This is a genomic window from Streptomyces sp. HmicA12, assembly GCF_000373565.1.
Classification (GTDB): Bacteria; Actinomycetota; Actinomycetes; order Streptomycetales; family Streptomycetaceae; genus Streptomyces.
The window spans coordinates 157,768-177,639 of the sequence record NZ_KB891805.1 but is presented as its reverse complement, the minus strand read 5'-3'; the positions used below and the strand labels follow the sequence as shown (position 1 = coordinate 177,639).

18 protein-coding genes are annotated in these 19,872 nt (G+C 69.8%); 9 read left to right on the top strand and 9 right to left on the bottom strand.

Going from position 1 to position 19,872, the window contains the following annotated elements:
- Nucleotides 1–3: 3 nt before the first annotated feature.
- Nucleotides 4–576, bottom strand: coding sequence for an adenylosuccinate lyase (locus tag B072_RS0115240; RefSeq protein WP_026245857.1), 573 nt, complete (start codon nt 574–576; stop codon nt 4–6).
- A 341-nt stretch (nt 577–917) separates the two neighbouring features.
- Between B072_RS0115240 and B072_RS0115235 the strand changes: the two genes are divergently transcribed.
- Entirely contained in the window at nt 918–2,717 is a 1,800-nt protein-coding gene (locus B072_RS0115235; protein ID WP_026245856.1) for a 3-hydroxyacyl-CoA dehydrogenase family protein, read from the top strand.
- 103 nt (nt 2,718–2,820) lie between these two features.
- Nucleotides 2,821–3,654 (top strand): TetR family transcriptional regulator, encoded by an 834-nt coding sequence (locus tag B072_RS0115230; RefSeq protein ID WP_026245855.1) that lies wholly within the window; start codon nt 2,821–2,823, stop codon nt 3,652–3,654.
- Nucleotides 3,655–3,792: 138 nt separating this feature from the next.
- Here the strand turns inward: B072_RS0115230 and B072_RS49155 are convergent, their stop codons facing one another.
- Together B072_RS49155 and B072_RS49150 are read right to left on the bottom strand one after the other, a co-directional pair.
- Nucleotides 3,793–4,017, bottom strand: a complete 225-nt coding sequence (locus B072_RS49155) for a GNAT family N-acetyltransferase (protein WP_234018858.1) — start codon at nt 4,015–4,017, stop codon at nt 3,793–3,795.
- 139 nt (nt 4,018–4,156) lie between these two features.
- Nucleotides 4,157–4,426, bottom strand: coding sequence for a hypothetical protein (locus B072_RS49150; protein WP_234018857.1), 270 nt, complete (start codon nt 4,424–4,426; stop codon nt 4,157–4,159).
- Between the two features lie 532 nt (nt 4,427–4,958).
- Between B072_RS49150 and ccrA the strand changes: the two genes are divergently transcribed.
- The 7 genes from ccrA (at nt 4,959) to pssA (ending at nt 12,742) form a co-directional block, all read left to right on the top strand.
- Nucleotides 4,959–6,296, top strand: coding sequence for a crotonyl-CoA carboxylase/reductase (ccrA, locus tag B072_RS0115220; protein ID WP_018530819.1), 1,338 nt, complete (start codon nt 4,959–4,961; stop codon nt 6,294–6,296).
- A 22-nt stretch (nt 6,297–6,318) separates the two neighbouring features.
- Nucleotides 6,319–8,367 carry a protein meaA gene (locus B072_RS0115215; protein WP_018530818.1) on the top strand — a complete coding sequence of 683 codons (2,049 nt, stop codon included), beginning with the start codon at nt 6,319–6,321 and terminating at the stop codon, nt 8,365–8,367.
- Nucleotides 8,364–9,326 carry an HpcH/HpaI aldolase/citrate lyase family protein gene (locus B072_RS0115210; RefSeq protein ID WP_018530817.1) on the top strand — a complete coding sequence of 321 codons (963 nt, stop codon included), beginning with the start codon at nt 8,364–8,366 and terminating at the stop codon, nt 9,324–9,326. Before B072_RS0115215 ends, B072_RS0115210 begins: the two co-directional genes overlap by 4 nt.
- Nucleotides 9,327–9,331: 5 nt before the next feature.
- Complete coding sequence (locus tag B072_RS0115205; RefSeq protein WP_018530816.1) at nt 9,332–9,844, top strand: MaoC family dehydratase; 513 nt, start codon at nt 9,332–9,334, stop codon at nt 9,842–9,844.
- A gap of 2 nt (nt 9,845–9,846) precedes the next feature.
- Complete coding sequence (locus B072_RS0115200) at nt 9,847–11,052, top strand: acyl-CoA dehydrogenase family protein (protein ID WP_018530815.1); 1,206 nt, start codon at nt 9,847–9,849, stop codon at nt 11,050–11,052.
- A gap of 195 nt (nt 11,053–11,247) precedes the next feature.
- Entirely contained in the window at nt 11,248–11,904 is a 657-nt protein-coding gene (locus B072_RS0115195) for a phosphatidylserine decarboxylase (RefSeq protein ID WP_078506431.1), read from the top strand.
- Nucleotides 11,905–11,959: 55 nt separating this feature from the next.
- The gene (pssA, locus tag B072_RS0115190; RefSeq protein WP_051127192.1) at nt 11,960–12,742 is read left to right on the top strand and encodes a CDP-diacylglycerol--serine O-phosphatidyltransferase; all 783 of its coding nucleotides are present in this window, start codon (nt 11,960–11,962) and stop codon (nt 12,740–12,742) included.
- A gap of 68 nt (nt 12,743–12,810) precedes the next feature.
- Here the strand turns inward: pssA and B072_RS0115185 are convergent, their stop codons facing one another.
- The 6 genes from B072_RS0115185 to B072_RS43260 all read right to left on the bottom strand — a co-directional run bounded on the left by B072_RS0115185 (nt 12,811) and on the right by B072_RS43260 (nt 19,743).
- On the bottom strand, nt 12,811–14,562 hold the full coding sequence (locus B072_RS0115185; protein ID WP_018530812.1) for an ATP-binding cassette domain-containing protein: 1,752 nt from the start codon (nt 14,560–14,562) through the stop codon (nt 12,811–12,813).
- 252 nt (nt 14,563–14,814) lie between these two features.
- The gene (locus B072_RS0115180) at nt 14,815–16,086 is read right to left on the bottom strand and encodes an ABC transporter substrate-binding protein (RefSeq protein ID WP_018530811.1); all 1,272 of its coding nucleotides are present in this window, start codon (nt 16,084–16,086) and stop codon (nt 14,815–14,817) included.
- Entirely contained in the window at nt 16,083–17,195 is a 1,113-nt protein-coding gene (locus B072_RS0115175) for an ABC transporter permease subunit (protein ID WP_018530810.1), read from the bottom strand. Before B072_RS0115175 ends, B072_RS0115180 begins: the two co-directional genes overlap by 4 nt.
- Entirely contained in the window at nt 17,188–18,087 is a 900-nt protein-coding gene (locus B072_RS0115170) for a branched-chain amino acid ABC transporter permease (protein ID WP_018530809.1), read from the bottom strand. Before B072_RS0115170 ends, B072_RS0115175 begins: the two co-directional genes overlap by 8 nt.
- Complete coding sequence (locus tag B072_RS0115165) at nt 18,084–18,875, bottom strand: ABC transporter ATP-binding protein (RefSeq protein ID WP_018530808.1); 792 nt, start codon at nt 18,873–18,875, stop codon at nt 18,084–18,086. The genes B072_RS0115170 and B072_RS0115165 overlap by 4 nt, the downstream gene beginning before the upstream one ends.
- Nucleotides 18,876–18,960: 85 nt before the next feature.
- The gene (locus B072_RS43260; RefSeq protein WP_051127191.1) at nt 18,961–19,743 is read right to left on the bottom strand and encodes an ABC transporter ATP-binding protein; all 783 of its coding nucleotides are present in this window, start codon (nt 19,741–19,743) and stop codon (nt 18,961–18,963) included.
- Between the last annotated feature and the right edge of the window lie 129 nt (nt 19,744–19,872).

Below are 19,872 nucleotides of genomic sequence, written 5' to 3'. Positions count from 1 at the left end.
CCCTCACGCGGGCGGCAGCCTCGCCAGTGCCGCCTCCGCCGCCATCGCCAGACGCGGATGGGTGGCCGCCTCCTTGAGGACCTCCCTCGCCCGCGGGTCCGCCAGGCTGCCGAGGCCCTCCACGCAGGCGAGGGCCACCTTGCGGTACGGGTCGTGCGGGGCGAGACGGCGGCGCAGGGTGGTGATCAGGGCCGGGGCCGATTCGGGGGCGCGCAGCTGGGTCAGCAGGCGGACCGGGTGGAGGGCGTAGGCGACGCGGAGCTCGTTCGTGGCCAGGGCCGCCGCCGCACGGGCCGTGCGCGGGTCGCCGAGGGCGGCGAGGGCGTGCGCCGCGGACGCGCAGCGCTCGGGGTCGCGATGGTTCAGGAGCAGGACGAGGGCCTCGAAGGCGCGGCGGTCGCCCGCCATGCCCAGCCGGTAGGCCACGAACTCGCGGGCCCACAGCGGCTGTTCGGGTGCGGTGAGGACCGCGGCGAGACCGTCGTGGTCGTCCGTGGTGGCGAGCTGCTCGAAGGCGGGGGTGCCACCGGATTCCTTCCGGATGCGTTGTGTCACCGTTCGCGACTCTTCGTCCATGCAGTCGAGGCTACGTCGCGCCGGGTCAGCGGCGACGTAGATCACACAGACTCGTCAACGACGAGGACTGGCGCGCTCGTTACTCGCCGGTTAATCTCATGTGAGCGGGGCACACTTCCCGCAGTGCCACTCATGGCGGCCTGGTGACGCAGCCGCCGCGAGTGCCCGTTGGTTCGGTACGACACGGCTTGGGACAGGGCCGGTCGGTTCCACCCTCATTCACCTTTCATGAGCCCGCGCTCCGCAGCTTGTGCGCCGCGCGCTCAATTCCCGCACGCCGCCCGCCATGTGGCGTGATCGCGTGCGCCCTCGGTCGTCACCCTCACTTCTGGAGTCCCCGGATGGACGCTCCTCTGTCCCCTGTGTCCCGCATCTCCACCGTCGCCGTCGTCGGGCTCGGCACGATGGGCACCGGTATCGCCGAAGTCCTCGCCCGTGCGGGCCGCGAGGTCGTCGGCATCGACATCAGCGAGGCCGCCACCGCGCAGGCCGTCGCCTCCCTGGAGGCCTCGACGGCGCGTGCGGTGCGCCGCGAGCACCTCACCGAGCGGGAGCGGGCCGATCTGCTGGCCCGGTTCCGCACGTTCACCGATCTGCAGGCCGCGGCCGACGCCGACCTCGTCATCGAGGTCGCCCCGGAGTCGTACGAGATCAAGCAGCAGATCTTCCGCGCCCTGGACGGCGTCGTCCGCCCCGACACCGTCCTCGCGACCGGGACGAACGCCCTGTCCGTGACCCGGCTGGCCGCCGACTCGGCCCGGCCCGAGCGGGTCCTGGGGCTGCACTTCTTCAACCCGGCCCCCGCGATGAAGCTCGTCGAGGTCGTCTCGTCCGTGCTCACGGCGCCGACCGCCGTCGCCGCCGTCACCGACCTCGCGATCGAATTGGGCAAGGAGCCGGTGGCCGTCGGTGACCGCCCCGGTTTCGTCGCCGACGGGCTGCTGTTCGGCTACCTCAACCAGGCCGCCGCGATGTACGAGGCGAAGTACGCGTCCCGCGAGGACATCGACGCCGCGATGAAGCTGGGCTGCGGCCTGCCGATGGGCCCGCTCGCCCTGCTCGACCTGATCGGGATCGACACCGCGCGTACCGTCCTCGACGCCATGTACTCCGAGTCGCACGACCGGCTGCACGCGCCCGCGCCCATCCTCAAGCAGCTCAGCGAGGCGGGGCTGACCGGACGCAAGACGGGCCGCGGCTTCTACACGTACGAGGAGCCGGGCAGTTCGGTGGTGGTGCGGGACGCGCTGACGCCGCTGACCGACGCCGTCGCCGCCCCCTTCCGCACCGTCCGCTCCGTGGGTGTCGCGGGCTCGGGCACCATGGCCTCCGGCATCGCCGAGGTCTTCGCGAAGGCCGGGCACGCGGTCGTGCTCGCGGCCCGCAGCGAGGAGAAGGCGGAGGCGGCGAAGGCCCGTATCGGCAAGTCGCTGAAGCGGTCTGTCGACAAGGGCCGGATGACGGCGGAGGCCGCCGAGACCACGCTGGCCCTGATCACCCCGGCCGGTTCGTACGAGGCCTTCGCCGATGTCGACCTGGCCCTGGAGGCGGTCGCCGAGGACCTGGAGATCAAGCAGCAGCTGTTCGCGACGTTCGACAAGGTCTGCAAGCCGGGCGCGATCCTGGCCACCACGACCTCGTCGCTGCCGGTCGTCGCCTGCGCCCGCGCCACCTCGCGGCCGCAGGACGTCATCGGGATGCACTTCTTCAACCCGGCCCCGGCGATGAAGCTCGTCGAGGTCGTGCGGACCGTGCTGACCGCGGAGGACGTGCACGCCACCGTCCGCGATCTGACCCTGCAGATCCGCAAGCACCCGGTGGACTGCGGCGACCGGGCCGGGTTCATCGTGAACGCTTTGCTGTTCCCGTACCTGAACAACGCGGTCAAGATGGTCCAGGAGCACTACGCGTCGCTCGACGACATCGACGCCGCGATGAAGCTCGGCGGCGGTTACCCGATGGGGCCGTTCGAACTCCTCGACGTGGTCGGCCTGGACGTCTCGTTGGCCATCGAGAAGGTGCTGCACCGCGAGTTCCGCGACCCGGGCCTCGCGCCCGCGCCGCTGCTCGAGCACCTGGTGGCCGCGGGCTGCCTCGGCCGCAAGACGGGCCGTGGCTTCCGCGAATATGCCCGGCGCTGAGTCGGGCGAGGAAGCGGGAGCCGGTTGGGGCGGGCTGCTCGGAGCGTCGGGCGGCCCGCTTACCGGGGAGCGACTTGGAACGTACATGCAGTACGTTCGGGGCATGACGCCCGCTTCCAAGGCCGACCAGACCTCCCGCACGCCCGCCGCGGCCGCAGCCGTTGCGGCGTCCGAGGCGCCCGAGAGCGCCGCGAGCAGCAGGGCCGCGGCCCAGCGGCTCAAGATGCGCCGCGAACTCGCGGCGGCGGCGATGGAGCTCTTCGCCACCAAGGGGTACGAGGCGACGACGGTCGACGAGATCGCCGCGGCGGCCGGGGTCGCGCGCCGCACGTTCTTCCGGCACTTCCGCTCCAAGGAAGAGGCGATCTTCCCGGACCACGACGACACCCTGGTGCGCGCCGAGGCGGTCCTGAACGCGGCGCCGCCGCACGAGCACCCGCTGGACACGGTGTGCCGCGGCATCAAGGAAGTCATGAAGATGTACGCGGCCTCGCCCGCGGTCTCCGTGGAGCGCTACCGCCTGACGCGTGAGGTGCCCACGCTGCGCGAGCGCGAGATCGCCTCGGTCGCCCGCTACGAACGCCTCTTCACGCGCTACCTCCTGGGCCACTTCGACGAGCAGGCCCACCACGACGGCAACGACGACCCGCTGCTCGCCGAGGTCGCCGCGTCGGCCGTGGTGACCGCCCACAACCACGTCCTGCGGCGCTGGCTGCGGGCCGGCGGCCAGGGCGACGTGGAGACCCAGCTCGACCACGCCTTCGCCATCGTGCGGCGCACGTTCGGCACGGGCATCGGCGCGGGCCGCACGCCCGCGGACGCGGTCCCCGCGGCGCAGGTGTCGCACTCCGGGGAGGTCCTGGTGACGGTGGCCCGCACGGACGCGCCGCTTCCGGAGGTCATGCGCACGATCGAGGAAGCCCTGAGGAACCGTTAGTCGAGGGGTCGGGTGCGGCTTCGGTGGGGGCCTGGTCGCGAGCCCCGCTCGCCCCGGGGAAGCTGCGCGCAGCGCATGCTTCGGGGGCGCGGGGAACTGCGCGAGAAGCCCCACCGGCCCGCAGCCCGCGACGAACCCTCACCCCCGGTACACGCACTCCGCCAACGCGGCGTGCCGCTTCCACCCCAACGTCCCGTACAGCCCCCGCCCGGCCGGCGTGGCCCCGAGCACGCCCAGCGCCGCCCCCTCCCCCAGCGCCCGGTCGGCCAGCGCGCGCATCACGAACGCCCCGAGCCCGCGCCGCCGGTGGGCCCCGGCCGTCCTGACCCGGTCGACGACGACCGCCTCGCCGAGCAACGCCATCTGCCCCGCGGCCGCGTCCGCGCCGGAGGCGTCTCGTACACGGACGCACCACCGTGCCTTCCGTCCGCACGGCTGACGTGTATCCCTCCGGCACGACAGGTTCCGTAGCCGTCAGGTCCGCGGCCATCAGGTACCCGGTCTAGCTCCAGGCCACCTCCCACCCCGGCGAGATCCAGGGCTCGACCTCCTCGGGCTCCGCGGGCATCTTCATCCAGGTCCGCGAAGCGCGCACGCCCTCGGCGGCGGCGCGCACCAGCGGCTCCGAGGCCTCCGGGAACACATGGCGCCCCACTTCGGCGGGATCGTCCGCGACCTCGGTGTAGTACCCCCAGGGCCGTGCGACCGGAGCCGGCGTCCCCCGGGACACCGCCCAGCCCTCCACCCAGGTTCTGACCATGTCGTAGATCACCGAACCCCTCCCGGTAATAGCCACTCGACGAGCGCGCACATTACATCCACTGTGGAGCGCCAGGAGAGGGATCGGATTCGGCCTGGCCCTCCAGCCTGGCACTGCGTGCCACGTCAGATGCCGTCTCCCCATCCGGCACCACCCCCGCGCGGACCTCGGTGATCGATCATCGATCCCTTCCATTGGCCACAACCCTGCTCTGACCACGGATGATCGATCATCGCTCGCCTGAGCCCAAAGATTTCATCTGAGCGAAATCAATGGCACGCAGTGCCTTGCCAGGTGTCACGGTGTGCCATACGTTGAAGGTGTCCGGGCGGCCGGCGTGCAGAGAACTTCCGTACGCCGGCTGTCCCCGCAAGCCATTGCCTGCGCGCCCGGACGCCTGCGTCACAGGCAACCTTCCGCGCCACACCAAGCGCTGCCACCGCACCACCCCCGCCGAACCGACGGCACGCACCACCCACACCGCAGCCAAGCCACACACCCGACTCAGCGTTCCCCTCAGACGCTCACCGCCGGAGGCACCACCGTGAAGGACATCCTGGACGCGATTCAGTCGCAGACCGCCACGTCTGCCGACTTCGCCGCCCTGCCGATCCCCGACTCGTACCGCGCGATCACCGTGCACAAGGACGAGACGGAGATGTTCGAAGGGCTGACCACCCGCGAGAAGGACCCGCGCAAGTCGATCCACCTCGACGAGGTCCCGGTTCCCGAACTCGGGCCCGGCGAGGCCCTCGTCGCGGTCATGGCCTCCTCCGTGAACTACAACTCGGTGTGGACCTCGATCTTCGAGCCGCTCTCCACGTTCGGCTTCCTGGAGCGCTACGGCCGCACGAACGAGCTGGCCAAGCGCCACGACCTGCCGTACCACATCATCGGTTCCGACCTCGCGGGCGTCGTGCTGCGCACCGGCCCCGGCGTCAACGCCTGGCAGCCCGGTGACGAGGTCGTCGCGCACTGCCTGAGCGTCGAACTGGAGTCGTCCGACGGCCACAACGACACGATGCTCGACCCCGAGCAGCGCATCTGGGGCTTCGAGACCAACTTCGGCGGCCTCGCCGAGATCGCGCTGGTCAAGTCGAACCAGCTGATGCCGAAGCCGGACCACCTCAGCTGGGAGGAGGCGGCCGCTCCCGGTCTCGTGAACTCGACCGCGTACCGCCAGCTGGTCTCCCGCAACGGCGCCGGCATGAAGCAGGGCGACAACGTCCTGATCTGGGGCGCGAGCGGCGGACTCGGCTCGTACGCCACGCAGTTCGCGCTGGCCGGCGGCGCCAACCCGATCTGCGTCGTGAGCAGTGAGCAGAAGGCCGACATCTGCCGGTCCATGGGCGCCGAGGCGATCATCGACCGCAGCGCCGAGGGCTACAAGTTCTGGAAGGACGAGCACACCCAGGACCCCAAGGAGTGGAAGCGCTTCGGCAAGCGCATCCGCGAGTTCACCGGCGGCGAGGACATCGACATCGTCTTCGAGCACCCCGGCCGCGAGACCTTCGGCGCCTCCGTCTTCGTCACGCGCAAGGGCGGCACCATCACCACCTGCGCCTCCACCTCGGGCTACATGCACGAGTACGACAACCGCTACCTGTGGATGTCCCTGAAGCGCATCATCGGCTCGCACTTCGCCAACTACCGCGAGGCGTGGGAGGCCAACCGCCTGATCGCCAAGGGCAAGATCCACCCGACGCTGTCGAAGGTGTACTCGCTCGAGGACACCGGCCAGGCCGCGTACGACGTGCACCGCAACCTCCACCAGGGCAAGGTCGGCGTGCTCGCGCTCGCTCCCGAGGAGGGCCTCGGCGTGCGCGACCCCGAGAAGCGGGCCCAGCACATCGACGCCATCAACCGGTTCCGGAACGTCTGAACTCCTCGGGGAGCACAGCATCATGACTGAGCGTCAGAAGGACCGGCCGTGGCTGATGCGCACGTACGCCGGTCACTCCACGGCGGAGGCGTCCAACGAGCTGTACCGCCGCAACCTCGCCAAGGGCCAGACGGGTCTGTCGGTCGCCTTCGACCTGCCGACCCAGACGGGCTACGACCCCGACCACATCCTCGCCCGCGGCGAGGTGGGACGGGTCGGCGTCCCGGTAAGCCACCTCGGTGACATGCGGCGACTGTTCCAGGACATCCCCCTGGAGCAGATGAACACCTCGATGACGATCAACGCCACCGCCATGTGGCTTCTGGCGCTCTACCAGGTCGTCGCGGAGGAGCAGGGCGTGGACATCGCCACGCTCCAGGGCACGACGCAGAACGACATCGTCAAGGAGTACCTGTCGCGGGGGACGCACGTCTTCCCGCCGGTCCCGAGCCTGCGCCTGACGACCGACATGATCGCCTACACGGTGTCCCACATCCCCAAGTGGAACCCGATCAACATCTGCTCGTACCACCTTCAGGAGGCGGGGGCCACACCGGTCCAGGAGATCGCGTACGCGATGTCCACCGCCATCGCCGTTCTCGATGCCGTACGCGACTCAGGGCAGGTCCCCGCCGAGAAGTTCGGGGACGTCGTGGCCCGCATCTCCTTCTTCGTGAACGCGGGAGTCCGCTTCATCGAGGAGATGTGCAAGATGCGGGCGTTCGGGCGGATCTGGGACCAGATCACGCGCGAGCGGTACGGCATCGAGAACGCGAAGCAGCGCCGCTTCCGGTACGGCGTGCAGGTCAACTCGCTGGGGCTGACGGAAGCCCAGCCCGAGAACAACGTCCAGCGGATCGTGCTCGAGATGCTGGCCGTGACACTGTCCAAGGACGCGCGCGCCCGAGCCGTCCAACTCCCCGCCTGGAACGAGGCGTTGGGGCTCCCCCGCCCCTGGGACCAGCAGTGGTCGCTGCGCATCCAGCAGGTCCTCGCGCACGAGAGCGACCTCCTGGAGTACGAGGACATCTTCGCGGGCTCGCACGTCATCGAGAAGAAGGTCGACGAGCTGGTCGCCGACTCCCTCGCGGAGATCGAGCGGATCCAGGAGATGGGCGGCGCGATGGCCGCCGTCGAGTCGGGCTATCTGAAGTCGCAGCTCGTGTCGTCGCACGCCGAGCGCCGCGCGCGGATCGAGGCCGGCGAGGAGAAGATCGTCGGTGTGAACGTCTACGAGTCGACCGAGCCGAACCCCCTCACCGCCGACCTGGACACCGCCATCATGACGGTCGACCACGGCGTCGAGGCGAAGGTCGTCCGGGCGATCGGCGAGTGGCGCACGACGCGTCAGGAGTCGAGCGACCGGCAGGGCATGGGCGACCCGTTCCACTACCCGACCACGCAGCAGGCCCTGGAGCGCCTCAAGGAGGCCGCCGCGGGCACGGAGAACCTCATGGAGGCCACCCTCGAGTGCGCCCGCGCCGGAGTCACGACCGGCGAGTGGGCGGGGGCGCTGCGCGAGGTGTTCGGCGAGTTCCGGGCCCCCACGGGCGTCTCGTCGGCGCCGGTCGCGGTGACCGCGGAGGAGGGCACCCCGCTCGCCCTCGTCCGCGAGAAGGTCCGCCGCACCGGCGACGAACTGGGCGGCAAGCTCCGCCTGCTGGTCGGCAAGCCGGGCCTGGACGGCCACTCCAACGGCGCCGAGCAGATCGCCGTCCGCGCCCGCGACGCCGGGTTCGAGGTGGTCTACCAGGGCATCAGGCTCACGCCCGACCAGATCGTGTCCGCCGCGCTCGCCGAGGACGTGCACTGCGTCGGCCTGTCGATCCTGTCCGGGTCGCACGCCGAACTGGTGCCGGACGTGCTCGACCGGATGCGCGAGGCGGGCGCCACCGACATCCCCGTGATCGTCGGGGGCATCATTCCGAACGCCGACGCCGAGGACCTGAAGCGGGCGGGTGTGGCCGCCGTCTTCACCCCCAAGGACTTCGGCATCACGGAGATCATCGGCCGTATCGTCGACGAGATCCGGCAAGCGAACCATCTCGACCCGTTGGAGGTCCCCGCATGACCCAGGTGAACCGTCTCCGCCCGCGCCGCTCCTGCCTCGCGGTGCCGGGAAGCAACCCCCGCTTCCTGGAGAAGGCCCAGGGACTGCCGGCCGACCAGGTCTTCCTGGACCTGGAGGACGCCTGCGCGCCGCTGGCGAAGCCGGAGGCCCGACACACCATCGTCAAGTTCCTCAACGAGGGCGACTGGACGGGCAAGACGCGCGTCGTGCGGGTCAACGACTGGACGACCGAGTGGACGTACCGCGACGTCGTGACCGTCGTCGAGGGCGCCGGCCAGAACCTCGACTGCATCATGCTGCCGAAGGTCCAGACTGCCGACCAGGTCGTCGCGCTCGACCTGCTGCTCACGCAGATCGAGAAGACGATGGGCTTCGAGGTCGGCAAGATCGGCATCGAGGCGCAGATCGAGAACGCCAAGGGCCTCAACAACGTCAACGCGATCGCGGAGGCCTCCCCGCGCGTCGAGACGATCATCTTCGGCCCGGCCGACTTCATGGCGTCCATCAACATGAAGTCCCTGGTCGTCGGCGAGCAGCCGCCCGGCTACGGCGCCGACGCCTACCACTACATCCTGATGAAGATCCTGATGGCGGCCCGCGCCAACGACCTCCAGGCGATCGACGGCCCCTACCTGCAGATCCGCAATGTGGACGGCTACCGCGAGGTCGCCCAGCGCGCCGCGGCCCTCGGCTTCGACGGCAAGTGGGTGCTGCACCCGGGCCAGGTCGAGGCGTCGAACGAGATCTTCTCCCCCTCCCAGGAGGACTTCGACCACGCCGAGCTGATCCTGGACGCGTACGAGTACTACACGTCCGAGGCGGGCGGCAAGAAGGGCTCGGCGATGCTCGGCGACGAGATGATCGACGAGGCCTCGCGGAAGATGGCGCTCGTCATCTCCGGCAAGGGGCGTGCGGCCGGCATGCGGCGCACCTCGAAGTTCGAAGCCCCGGAGGCGTGACAACCATGCAATTCGGCCGCACCTACGAAGAGTTCACCGTCGGGGACGTCTACAAGCACTGGCCCGGGAAGACGGTCACCGAGTACGACGACCACCTCTTCTGTCTGCTCACGATGAACCACCACCCCCTCCACATGGACACCAACTATGCGGAGAAGACGACGGACTTCGGCAAGAACGTCGTCGTCGGGAACTACATCTACTCCCTGTTGCTCGGGATGTCGGTCCCGGACGTCTCCGGCAAGGCCATCGCCAACCTGGAGATCGAGTCGCTGAAGCACGTGGCGCCGACCTTCCACGGCGACACCCTCTACGGCGAGACGACGGTCCTGGACAAGACACCGTCGAGGTCGAAGAGCGACCGCGGGATCGTCTACGTGGAGACCAAGGGTTACAAGCAGGACGGCACGCTCGTCTGCGTCTTCCGCCGCAAGGTGATGGTGCCCACCGAGACGTACATCAAGGAGCGCGGCGGCGAGCAGCCCGGCCGCCCCGAACTGAAGCAGCAGGAGAAGTAACCATGGCGCGACTCGCCCAGACCGCCGGTCTCACCGACGTCCAGCAGGAGATCCTGTCCACCGTCCGGGACTTCGTGGACAAGGAGATCATTCCGGTCGCCACCGAGCTGGAGCACCGCGACGAGTATCCGCAAGAGATCGTCGACGGGCTCAAGGAGTTGGGCCTCTTCGGCCTGATGATCCCCGAGGAGTACGGGGGTCTGGGTGAGTCGCTGCTCACGTACGCGCTGTGCGTGGAGGAGATAGCCCGCGGCTGGATGTCGGTCTCCGGCATCATCAACACCCACTTCATCGTGGCGTACATGCTCAAGCAGCACGGAACGCAGGAGCAGAAGGAGTACTTCCTTCCGCGGATGGCGCTCGGCGAGGTGCGCGGCGCGTTCTCCATGTCCGAACCGGCCCTCGGCTCCGATGTGTCGGCGATCACCTCGAAGGCGGTCAAGGACGGCGACGAGTACGTCCTCAACGGCCAGAAAATGTGGTTGACCAACGGCGGAACGTCAACTCTTGTGGCCGTTCTCACGCGAAGTGACGAAGGTCATCCCGAGGGCACCGCCCCGCACAAGTCGATGACGACCTTCCTCGTGGAGAAGGAACCGGGATTCGGAGAGGTCCGTCCGGGTCTGACCATCCCCGGGAAGATCGACAAGATGGGTTACAAGGGGGTCGACACCACCGAACTCATCATGGACAACCTACGGATTCCGGCCAATCGCGTGCTGGGGGGCAGCACCGGCCGAGGGTTTTACCAAATGATGGACGGTGTCGAAGTCGGCCGCGTGAATGTGGCGGCGCGTGGTTGCGGTGTCGCACAGCGTGCATTTGAACTGGGCGTCTCTTACGCCCAGCAACGTCACACTTTCGGCAAGCCCATCGCCCAGCACCAGGCGATCCAGTTCAAGCTGGCCGAAATGGCTACCAAGGTCGAAGCCGCCCATGCGATGATGGTGAACGCAGCACGCAAAAAGGACTCCGGGGAACGAAACGACCTCGAAGCAGGAATGGCCAAGTACCTGGCCTCCGAATACTGCAAAGAAGTCGTGGAGGACGCGTTCCGGATTCATGGCGGCTACGGGTTCTCGAAGGAGTACGAGATCGAGCGCCTCTACCGCGAGGCACCCATGCTGCTGATCGGCGAAGGTACCGCCGAGATCCAGAAAATGATCATTGGACGCCGACTTCTCGAGGAGTATCGCTTCCAGGGCTGAGTCCGTCCGGAGTGTCCAGATTCGGGGTGTTTTCTTCGCGAAGAAGATCACACCCCGTAGGCACTCCCCGGCCGAAGCTCACAGCCTGATGTCGCTTCCTGGCTTGCCCAGTTGTGGCTCGCAACCGATACCATCCCGGGAAAAGCCGCCGTCCCCCCGTAACCAGCGCGGCCTCATCCGCTACGAAGGTCATCCATGCCCCACAGCCAAACCTCTGCACCTCGCGACGGCTTCCTCGGTGGTCGCCTTGCGCGCGGAGCATCGCCGTGGCTTCTTCCGACCGTCGCCACGGCCGCACTGAGCCTTGCGCGCTCGCGTCGTTCCAAGAAGGCAGCAGCACTCGCCGTCCCGACCACCGCTCTGGCGGCCGGCATGCTGTGGTTCTTCCGGGACCCCGAGCGCGAGATCGCCCCCGGCCGGGTCATCTCCCCGGCCGACGGTGTGGTGCAGAGCATCATGCCGTGGAAGGACGGTCGCACCCGCGTCGCGATCTTCATGAGCCCGCTGAACGTCCACGTCAACCGCGCTCCCCTCGCGGGCACCGTGACCTCGGTCGAGCACATCCCCGGTGGCTTCGTTCCCGCCTTCAACAAGGAGAGCGAGAACAACGAGCGGGTGGTGTGGCACTTCGACACCGAGCTCGGTGACATCGAGATGATCCAGATCGCCGGCGCCGTCGCCCGCCGCATCGTGCCGTACATCCCGCAGGGCACGAAGGTCGAGCAGGGCGAGCGCATCGGTCTGATCCGTTTCGGTTCGCGCGTCGACATCTACCTCCCCGAAGGGGTCGAGGTCGACGTCGAGGTCGGCCAGAAGACGACGGCGGGGGTGACTCGCATTGACCGTGACTGACCCCGAGGCGCAGGCCTGGGCCACTGACACCGACGGTGCGGACGACGCGGAGGAGATGCCGCTCTCACTGCGCCTGTCGATAGCGGACACCCTGACGCTCGGCAACGCGACGTGCGGCTTCATGGCCGTCTACTTCACGACGACCGGCATCCTGATCCCGCACATCCAGGGCAGCAACGACTCCGGCATGGCGCGGCACTCCGCCGCGACCGCCGTGATCCTGATGCTGGCCGCCGCGATCTTCGACCTGTTCGACGGTCTGGTGGCCCGCAAGCTGCGTTCGTCGCCGATGGGTGCGGAGCTGGACAACCTCTCCGACCTCATCAGCTTCGGCCTGGCGCCCGCCTACTTCGTGCTCGTCTACGGCATGGTCGCCGACGACGCGCACCAGAGAGTCGCGGCGGTGGGGGCGATCGTGGTGCTCCTGGCGGTGGTGCTGCGGCTTGCCCGCTTCTCGTGCGTCACCGTCAAGGACGGCACGTTCCAGGGCATGCCGTCGCCGTTCGGCGCGCTGACGGTCGTCTCGATCGTCCTGCTGGAGCTGCCCTTCGTGGCGACGCTCCTCGCGATCATCGGGACCGCGTGGCTGATGGTGAGCCGCGTCGAGTACCCGAAGCCGCGCGGCCGCCTCGCCGTCGCGATGCTGTCGTGGATCGTGCTGAGCATGGGTCTGCTGGCGGCCTGGGCGTTCGACGCCCCCGGCGGTCAGCTGCTGCTCCAGACCGGCTGTGCGCTGCAGCTGGTGCTCGGCGCGGTGATCCCGCTGTTCGCCACGGCCCGCCGGGTGAACAACTTCCGCGACAACCGTCGTGAGGCGCGCGCGGCTCAGCTTCCGTAGCGTTCCGGTACGTCGTCGAAGGGCCCCGAACCTTTTGGTTCGGGGCCCTTCGCGTGCCTACGGGGCTTCTACGCGGCTTCCTGCAGGAAACCTCCCGACTGGTGCTGCCAGAGCTTGGCGTACGTGCCGCGGGCCTCCAGCAGCTCCTCATGGCTGCCCTGCTCGACGATCCGCCCGTGGTCCAGGACGACGAGCTGGTCCATGCCGGCCACGGTGCTCAGCCGGTGGGCGACGACCAGGGCCGTGCGCCCCTCCATGAGCCGCCACAGCGCCTCCTGCACCAGCAGCTCGCTCTCCGAGTCGAGTGCGCTGGTCGCCTCGTCCAGGAGCAGGATCGGGGCGTCGCGCAGGATCGCGCGGGCGAGCGCGACCCGCTGGCGCTGGCCGCCGGAGAGCTTGATGCCGCGCTCCCCGACCATGGTGTCGAAGCCGTCGGGCAGCGCGTCCGCGAACTCCGTGACGTGTGCCGCCTGCGCCGCCCGCCGGACCTCCGCCTCGGTGGCGCCGGGCCGGGCGAAGGCGATGTTGTCGCGCAGGCTGCGGTGGAACATGGCCGGGTCCTGGGGAACGTACGCGATCAAGGACCGCAGGTCGGTCTGGCGCAGCCGGGAGATGTCCTGGCCGCCGATCAGGATGCGGCCGCCGTCGATGTCCATCATCCGCAGCAGCAGCCTGGTCAGGGTGGTCTTGCCGCCGCCGGAGCGGCCGACGAGGCCGATCCTCGTGCCACCGGGCACGTTCAGGTCGAGCCCGGTGAACAGCGGCTCGGCTCCGGCGTGCGCGTACGAGACCTGCTCGAAGCGGACGTCGGCGGGCGAGGGCCGCAGGGGCTCGGGCTCGGCCGGGTCGAGGACCTTCGGCTTGTCGTGCAGCAGCTCCGTGAACTGCGCCGCCTCCGTCATCGAGCTCTCGAAGCGGCGGTAGATCTGGTTGAACTCGAACATGATCCGCGTCGCGTTGGTGAAGTACGTGAACGCGACGACGATCGCCTCGACGCTGTGCCCCTCGCCCACGAGGACGACGGCGAGCAGCAGTCCCAGGGCGTTGGTGGCCACCGACAGCGGTGCGACGACGGTGTCGACGCGCAGATTGCCGTAGTCCCACGACCTGAGCAGGAGGCGCCGTGCGGTGCCGACCCGCTTGCGGTGCTCGGCGGCCTCGCGCTCCTCGGCTGCGAAGGCGCGGACCGTCTCCATGTTCATGAGGCTGTCGGCGACGTGGCCCGACATCCGGGCGAACGCCGCCTCGCGCTGGTTGACCAGCTTCTGGCGGCGGCGGATCAGGGGCCGCACGCACGCGCCGGTGATGACGATCATCGCCAGGAGCACGACGACGAGCAGCGGCTCGTACCGCCAGAGGATCACCGAGCCGAAGACGATCGGCACCATGGTGGCCATCACGTTGAAGATCAGTGCGTCGGCGAACTCCTCGAAGCGCTGGGCGAAGCTCAGGACGCGCTTGGTGAGGGAGCCGGCGAAGTTGTCGTGGAAGAACGTGGCGTCCTTCGCGTACAGCTCGTCCATGCCGATGACGTAGAGGCTCTCGATCGCGCGGCCTTCGAGCCGGTTGATGCAGTGGAAGGCGACGCGCCACAGCACTTCGGCGGCGAGGAGCACACCGGCGAAGCCGAGCACGTACGGCAGCAGCGCGTCGAGGGTGCGGTCGCCGCCGTCGGCGAGGTGGCCGATCAGCTTGGCGACGACGAGGGGTGCGAGGTAGTTGAGGCAGGTATTGGCGAGCGCCGGCAGCAGGAGCGCGGGCGCGGCGACCCGTCGTGCCCGGGTCAGCTCGCGTCCGTAGTAGCGCAGTGCGAGGAGCACGGAGCCCCGGCTCGGCGGCGCTTCGCTTAAGTCGGTCAATCCGATCCCGTCCCTTGGATGTCGGCGGGTGTGGGGCCCGGCGTGGGTGGGCCGGGCGCAGCCAAGGGTCCCGCGCGAGGAACGGGGTGGTCCACGTGTTTTCGGGGCGGTGTGGTGCTTTTCGGCCGACTGGCCGGGCCGCACACGCGCGACCCGGCTGTTCGTCGACGCGGGGCGGGCGGCGCTAAGGGTGCCCGCCGGCGCGTACGAGCATCAACTGGCGGACTCCGCGTAGGACTTGGCCTCGGCCGCCTCCGTCGCCTCCCTGACGACCTTGGTGCCGCCGACCGCCGTCTTGTCGGGCTGCAGGATCACCGACTGCTGCGAGGACGGGGCCTTCGGGTCGCTGAAGTTCTGGTCGACGCCGAAGCCGTTGTCGAAGGAGTCCAGTGTGAGCAGCGCCTTGTCGACGCCCTCGCGGGTCAGGTCCTTGCTGTCGCAGGCCTTCTTCAGGGCCTCGCCGTAGAGGGACGCGGCCGTCCAGCCGGCGACGACGCCGTTGTCGAGGGAGTCCTTCGGGTACGCCTTCCGGTAGTCGGCGACGAGCTTCTTCGCCTCCGGTGTGTCACCGCCGATGGGCAGCGACGGCGAGGCGACCCAGTAGTTCTTCATCAGGGCCGGTCCCGCCTGGGTGGCGAGGAGCTGGGGCGAGTAGGCCGAGTTGTTGCCGATGATGGGGACGTTCAGCTTCGCCGCGGCCGCGACGCCGACGAGGGAGGCCGCCTGGCGCGGGCCCGCGCTGATCACGATGCCCTTGACGCCCGCCTTCTTCAGCGCGGCGACCTGGGCGGTCATGTCGTTGTCGGTGGGCTTGATCTTCTGCTCGACGACGGTGAGCCCGGCCTTGTCGGCGATGAACTTCGAGCCCTTGAGGGCGTTCTCGCCGTAGTCGCCCTCGAAGTACACGTGGCCGAGCTTGTCGCCCTTCTTCAGGCCCTTCTCCTTCATCAGGAAGTCGACGGCGTTGATCGTCTCGTAGTCGTACGTCGATCCGATCACGCGGACGTACGGGTTGCCCAGCAGGTTCGCCGACCATGCCTGCGGCAGTACGAGGGCCTTGTCCTGGGCGATGCGCTTCTCGACCGCGGCGACGAACGGCGAGCCGATGAACTGGGTGAAGCCGAGCACCTCCGGCTCCAGTTCGGTGTAGCCGGCGACGGCCTTCTGCGGGTCGTAGCCGTGGTCGCGGACGGTCAGCTTGAGCTGGTAGCCGCAGATGCCGCCGGCGGCGTTGGTCTGCTTCACGTAGAGCTGCTGCGCCTGGGTGACGCTCTTGCCGAGCGTGGCGTAGACGCCGGTCATGTCGGTGAGGACGCCCAGGTTGATGGTCTTGCCCGAGATGCCCTGGCCGGTCTTGACCCCGCCCGCGCTCTGCTGGTCGCCGTCGTCGTCCTTCGCCTTGGAGCTGCAGGCCGCGGTCAGCGCCAGCAGCGCGGCCACGGCTGATGCCGTGAGCGTGCGGCCGAGGGGATGGGAAATGGTCATGCGTCCTCCTGAGGGTGTTTCCGGGCGCGCCGGGCGGCGAGCCGCACGAGGCCGCCGGGCAAAAACAGGACCACTGCCACGACGGCGGCGCCGTAGAGGTAGCGGGATGCCTCGCCGGGGGCGATGCCGCCGGTTCCGGGAGCCGAGACGAGGGGCAGCGCATCGCTGTAGCGGGTGAGGAGTTGGGGCAGGAGCGAGACGAACGCGGCGCCGACGACCGCGCCCGCGACCGAGCCGAGACCGCCGATGACGATCATGGCGAGGTACTCGAGGGAGAGCGTCATGCCGAAGTAGTCCGGCACGGTGCGCTGGAAGACCAGGGCGAGGAGCACCCCGGCGAGACCCGCGTACATGGAGGAGAGCACGAAGACGGCTCCCCGGTAGCGGGCGACCGGCACGCCGAGGACTCCGGCGGCGATGCGGTGGTCGCGGATGGCGTTCATGGCGCGGCCGGGGCGCCCGCGCAGCACGCCGCGGGCGAAGAGGCCGCAGGCGAGCGTCAGGACGAGGCCGAGGTACCAGAGCTTCTCCGCGGACCCGAACGGCACGCCCCCGATGGTGAGTTCACTCTCGTCGAAGCCGAGGCCGAACAGGTTCATGACCGGGACGTCGCGGCCGTTGGCGCCGCCGGTGAGGTCCTCGGCGTTGAACAGCACGTGCTGCCCGATGAAGATCAGCGCGAGGGTGGCGATGCCGAGGTACGCGCCCTGCAGCCGCCCCGCGATGGGGCTGAACAGGCCTCCCGCGGCGCCCGCCATCAGCACGGCGAGCACGGCGGCGAGCCAGGGCGGCAGGCCGAGGCCCGCGAACTCCTGGCCCCTCTCCCCCGCGAACACGCAGTACCCGTAGGCGCCGACGGCGAGGAAGAAGGCGTGGCCCATGGAGAGCTGGCCGGTGGCGCCAGTGAGGAGGTTGAGGCCGATGGCGCCGATCGCGGCGGCCATCGCGAACAGCCCCGCCTGCAGCCAGAACCGGTCGAGGTAGAAGGGAATCGCCAGGAGTACGAGGGCGAGGACGCCGGTGACATACGTGCGGCGGCGCGACAGCAACGTACGGGCCGGGGCGACGGGTTCGGGGGTGGCCCGGGCCGGGGCGAGCGTGTCAGACACGGGCGAGCTCCTTCGTGCCGAAGAGTCCGGAGGGCCGCAGGAGGAGGATCGCCGTCATCACGAGGTAGGGGGCGACGTCGCCGAGTCCCCTTCCCATGAAGGCGAGTTCGCTCTGGTAGCCGGTGGCGAGGGACTCGGTGATGCCCACGATCAGGCCGCCGACCAGCGCGCCGGTCGTGGAGTCGAGCCCGCCGAGGATCGCGGCGGGGAAGGCCTTCAACGCCGCGAGGGACGTGGCGCGTTCGAGGCCGGGGGTCGGGAACACGGTCAGGAACAGCGCGGCGACGGCGGCGAGCCCGCCGGCCACGGCCCAGGCGCCGAGCGACACCCTGCCGAGCCGGATGCCCATCAGCGCGGCGGTCTCGCTCTTCTCGGCGGCGGCGCGCATGGCCACGCCCCATGACGTGTACCGGAAGGTGAGCAGGAACGCGGTGATGAGCAGGGCGGCGGCCACGAACGCGGCGATCCGGGTGTGCGCGATGGAGACGCCGCCGACGGTGAGCACGGCGTCGCCCCACGGGTCGCCGAGCGGGAGCACGTCGGTGCCGAGCCGGCGGGTGAGTTCGGTGGTGAGCAGGATGTCGACGCCGATGGTGACGATGGCGAGGACGCTGTGGTCGTGGCCGCGGTAGCGCCGCATGACGAAGAACTCGACGGCGGCGCCGACCACCGCGGCGGCGGCGATGCCGACGCCGAGCGCGGGCCAGAACCCGATGTCGTCGTGGAGCGAGGCGGTGACGTAACCGCCGGCGAGCAGCAGCGAGGCGTGCGCGAAGTTGACGACCTCGGTGGCGCGGAAGATCACGACGAAGCCGAGGGCGATGAGGGCGTAGACGGAGCCCATCGAGACGCCGTTGAGCAGCAGTTCGAGGAAGGTCGAGAGATCGGTCATGCGGCGCTCTCCGGTTCTTCGGGGGCGCCCAGGTACGCCTGGATCACCGCCGGGTCGTTCTGGACGGTGGCCGGTGGTCCCCCGGCGATACGCCGCCCGAAGTCGAGGACGGTGACGTCGTCCGCGAGGCGCATGACGACTCCCATGTCGTGTTCCACCAGGACGATCGAGATGCCGAGGCTGTCGCGGACGCCCGCGATCACGGCGGCGGTACGGCGGCGCTCGTCGGCCGTCATGCCGGCGACGGGCTCGTCGAGGAGCAGCACGCTCGGCTCCATGCACAGGGCGCGGGCGAGCTCGGCGAGTTTCTGCGCGCCGTACGGCAACGCGCCGGTGGGCGTGGCCAGTTGATCGGCGATGCCGACGAACTCGGCGATCTCACGGACGCGTTCGCGGTGCGCCCGCTCCTCCCGCACGGCGGACGGCAGCCGCAGCCCGGCCGAGACGAACGAGGCCCGGGTCAGCCGGTGCCGGCCGAGCAGCAGGCTGTCGGCGACCGTGGTGCGCGGCGGCAGGGCCAGGTTCTGGAAGGTCCGGGCGACACCGAGGGCGGCGATCCGGTGCGGGGACAGGCCGGTCAGCTCCGTGTCGCCCAGGTGGACCGTGCCGGAGGTGGCCTTGTAGACCCCGGACAGGACGTTGAAGGTGGTGGACTTGCCGGCGCCGTTGGGCCCGATGACGGCGTGCACGGTGCCGGGCTCGACGGTGAGACCGATCCCGTCGAGAGCGGTCAGCCCGGCGAACCGCACGGTCAGGTCCCGGACCCGGAGGGGCAGTACGTCACTCATCGCGGACCTCCCTCGGTGGCGCCCCGAAGGGGCGCGGGGCTGTGCCGGTCAGCGGCTCCGCCGCGGGGCGCGAAGGCGAACCCCATCACCGCCCACCTCCCCAGGCCCGCAGCACCGCGGCATCCCGAACCCCGCCGGAGGCGTCCGCCGCGGCGTCCTCGTCGACCACCCCGAGGTACCGCCGCCGCACCTCGTCCGACCCGGCCAGTTCATCGGCGGGCCCGTGCAACGCGATCTCGCCGACATCGAGCACGTACGCGTACGAGGCCAGGCGCAGCGCCAGCGTCGCGTTCTGCTCGACGAGGAGCACGGAGACCCCCTGTGCGTTGATCTCGCGGATCGTGTCGGCGATCCGGGCCGCCATCAGCGGGGCGAGGCCGAGCGACGGCTCGTCGAGGAGCAGCAGCTTCGGCTCGGCCATCAGGGCCCGGCCGACGGCCAGCATCTGCTGCTCGCCGCCGGACAGCAGCCCGGCCCGCTGGTGCGCCCGGTCGGCGAGGACCGGGAAGAGTTCGTGCACATGGCGCAGCGCGGCCGCCTTCGCGGAGCGCGAGCCGGTCGAGCCGAGGGCCCCCGCGCGCAGGTTGTCGGCGACCGTCATCCGGGCGAACACCTGCCGCCCTTCCGGTACTTGGCAGATCCCGGCGGCGACGACCCGGTCGGCGCTCAGGCCGCTGACGCGCCGCCCGCCGAACCGCACCTCGCCCGACGTCACCGCGCCTCCGTGGAAGCCGAGCGTGCGCGAGACGGCCCGCAGCAGTGTGGACTTGCCGGCGCCGTTGCCGCCCAGCACGGCGACCACGGCGCCCTTCGGCACCTTCAAGGTCACGCCGCGCAGGGCGCGTACGGGCCCGTAGCCGACGGACATGTCGTCCACGGCGAGCCCGGGTGGTTCTTCTGCATCGGTCACGTGTGCGCCCCTGTGTGCGTCGCTGTGTGCGTCCCCCTGGTCCGGGCCTGTGACCCGGTGGCGCTCACGACAGCACCGTGCGGGCGG